The sequence below is a fragment of the Neptuniibacter marinus genome, from assembly GCF_001597725.1.
Lineage (GTDB): Bacteria > Pseudomonadota > Gammaproteobacteria > Pseudomonadales > Balneatricaceae > Neptuniibacter > Neptuniibacter marinus.
In genome coordinates, this window is sequence record NZ_LUTR01000044.1 from 1 (window position 1) to 1441 (window position 1441).

The 1441-nt window shown below is 43.3% G+C and carries 1 protein-coding gene; it reads left to right on the forward strand.

Annotation, left to right across the window (positions count from 1 at the left end):
- Nucleotides 1–145 precede the first annotated feature (145 nt).
- Nucleotides 146–1369, forward strand: a complete 1224-nt coding sequence (locus A3774_RS15940) for a hypothetical protein (protein WP_067870021.1) — start codon at nucleotides 146–148, stop codon at nucleotides 1367–1369.
- The last annotated feature ends 72 nt before the right edge of the window (nucleotides 1370–1441 follow it).

The following is a 1441-nucleotide window of genomic DNA, read 5'->3' on the forward strand; positions in this document are numbered from 1 at the left end:
ATAAATCGCTATGGATGGTGACCTTCCTACAGAGGACTTTCACCTCATTAGTTCATGCCCATGCTGGGCGTACACAAGCGCATGTTGTCGGACTGGTTTTCCGCTACGCTCAAACCAGCCGCAAATGCGGGCGTTATATTTTATTATGAAAAAACTACTCGCTATCCTAATTCCCCTCTTCGCTGTTGTTGTATTGATTGCGCAAGTTGATGATGACCTAAGTGAGGAATCGATTAGGCTGATTGATCGCCTTGATAGTGAGGGGACGAGTGAGTCATTTCTTTATCTATATGGGATCTTTGCCAGTGAAGCGGACGACCCGCTCAAGGTCGGTAGTCAGCTTTTAGAAGAGTATCGAAAATTAGATGTCGACGCGTCTTATACGGTTACAGACTATCCCGATGCCGAAAAAATACCCTTACCAACGGGAGATGCGTTTTGTAACGCTTCGGAGCGTGGCTGTCTGGCGTCCCTTTTTTCATTACCATTTGATATTGAAAACCTATTAAGCGAGCACCGTTTGCTGGTTGCTAGATCAAATAAATTCATTGAGTTTGATGAGTACACTACCCTTTCGAAGCCGACAATTCATGAGTTATTCCCGCCTTACCAATACATTGCTGCAGCCGAACGTATAAAGATACTTGAAGCTATATCTGTTTATAGCGGTGGGAACGCGACGGAGGCGATTGATGCGTTATCGCTTCAATTTTCCCAACTAAGACGAGCAATGGTGTTGCAGGATAACTTGATTGGGAAACTGGTGTTTCTCATGAAACTCTCAGAAATTATCGATGTTATGAGCATCATTCTGACTAATGATGAAGCTGTTGTTAAACGGATTCCTGCTTTAAGTCCATCGGAAAAGAGTTTCTCCATGATCGCATCGAGAGAGTTCGGCATGTCTTACTACACGTTCAAAAGTTTAGATAAACATCCCGAGTTCTTTGAAAGTGGAAGTAAGGTTCCAGGATGGATAACCCGAATGTTCTACAAGCCGAATATGACCATTAATTCGGTAGCGCCCACATACTTAAATCTAGAGCGGTTAGCTCTATTATCGCCGGCTGATTTTGCAAAACAAATCGACCTAAGTCATAGCAACTCCCCTTCTACGTCAAAACTAAGAAATTATGTAGGCAGCATTTTGATTGCGGTGTCTTCGCCTCAATATGCTGAGTATGTTGCTAGGTTCCAAGACTTCGAGGCGAAGTTGGCGCTGTTTAATCAAGTGCATCACTTTAAGCTTGAACTTGATCGTATGGAAAACCCTTACTATGGAAACGAAACGCCTAGGGAGGTTGAAGGAAGTTTGTGTTTTAGCGGACCGTTAGACGACAAAAAATCTCTACGGTGCCTTAAAGTGTAGTAGCTCAGACTTGATCTGACAGTTACCCGTTTTTTATCTGGTGTCTGTCAGTTTAGATCTGGGCTAAATTCT

Bases quoted from the DNA above. Each gene is read 5' to 3' on its own strand.
- A3774_RS15940 (WP_067870021.1), top strand. From the start codon at position 146: ATGAAAAAACTACTCGCTATCCTAATTCCCCTCTTCGCTGTTGTTGTA.